Raw genomic sequence first — 1662 nt, 5'->3', positions numbered from 1 at the left:
GGACGGACGGCCGGTGAACCTGACGCTCGACCACCCGCTGCTGCAGGTCGTGGGTCAGGCCCGGACCGCGGGTGCGCTGTCGGCCGCGATCGACGTCAATGCGCCTGATCTCGCGCCTCTCGCGGCTATGGGGGGCACCGACCTGCGCGGGCAGGCGAAGCTGCGCACCGATCTGTCCATGCCGCAGGGCGCGGCCGGTCCGGCCCAACTGGCTCTGGACGGCACGCTCGCCATTACCGGCGGCCTGCAACAGGCCGTCGATCTCGTCGGCCCCGATGGCCGTCTGTCCCTGCGCGCGCACATGACGCAGGACACGGCGACGGGCGCGACGTCCGCGACACGCCACGTCACCATCCAGAGCCTGACGTTTGATGGCCGCAAGGTGCACCTGACCGATGACGGCACGCTGGTGCTCGGTCCCGGCGCGCCGGTGGTCGACGATCACGCGACCCTGTCACTGCCGGACCTGGCGGCGGCGAGCACGGCCGTGCACGGGCATGCGGCACTGGAGCTGCATGCCAGCGGACCAACCGATGATCTGGCCGCGGACCTGCACCTCGACAGTGTTGTGGGTACGCCCTCCGTGGCTGACGGTCCGCTGACACTCAAGGTCAGCGCGGCGCATCTGCCCTCCCGCCCTCAGGCCACGTTGATCGCCAGCGGGATCCTCGACCGGGCGCCGTTCGACGCGGCGCTGGGCGTCGTGCAGGACGCAGATGGCGCACGGCATTTGAGCATCGACCGCCTGTCGTGGAACTCGCTGAGTGGCAACGGCGCGCTTGTCCTGCCGGCGGGTAAAGTGGTGCCGCTCGGCACTCTCGACCTGAAAATCGCACGCCTTGCCGATTTCAGCCGTCTGGCCGGCCAGACGCTCAGCGGCACGCTGACAGCGGCCGTTCGCACGCAGGAGGCGACGCCCCAGACACCGGCCGTCGTGTCGATCGACCTGCATGGTGCGCTGGGTGCGCCACAGGCGCGCATCCGGTCGCTGGCCTTGACCGGCCACGTCAGCGATCCGACCGGCACACCCAACCTCGATCTCGCGCTGAAGACCGACGGTCTGGCGGTGGGCACGATGGCGGCGGGCCGCGCCTCCGTCACGACACGGGGCACTCTCGCCGCTCTGGCGGTGCAGGCATCCGCCGACATGACCCAACTGGCCGGGGCGCCCGGGAACCTGCGCACGGACCTGACGCTCGACCTTCCCGGCCATACGGTTGCGATCCGGACATTGTCCGCGCTAGCGAAGGGCGAAAGCATCCGCCTGCTCGCCCCGGCAACCATCGCTTTTGGCGGCCAGATGGGGGTCGACCATCTTCGGGCCACGCTGGGGCCTGTGAACGTCCCCCCGGCGTCGATCGACATTGCCGGGACGGTGAAGCCGACGCTGGCCCTGACGGCGCATATCGGCAACCTGACCCCCGCGATCGGCAAACCCTTCGCGCCTGATCTGGATGCCGTCGGGACCATCGCCCTGAACGCGCAACTGGCCGGAACGCTGGCGCAGCCGAAGGGAAAGGCTGATCTGGTCGCGACCGGCCTGCGGATGCGCACGGGGAACGCCGCATCGATCCCGCCCGCCAACATTCGCGCCACGGCGGACCTCGCGGGGACCAGCGCCACTGTCGACGCGCGGGTGGACGCGGGCCCGAAGGTCGGCCT

At 70.5% G+C, this 1662-nt stretch carries 1 pseudogene; it reads left to right on the top strand.

Features of this window, described 5'->3' with window-relative positions:
- Positions 1-1662 (top strand): annotated as a pseudogene (locus HUK82_RS16375) (translocation/assembly module TamB domain-containing protein); the annotation flags it as partial.

The sequence above is a fragment of the Ameyamaea chiangmaiensis genome (assembly GCF_013376175.1).
In the GTDB taxonomy this organism is placed as follows: domain Bacteria; phylum Pseudomonadota; class Alphaproteobacteria; order Acetobacterales; family Acetobacteraceae; genus Ameyamaea; species Ameyamaea chiangmaiensis.
This window is presented reverse-complemented; position numbering and strand designations above follow the sequence as displayed.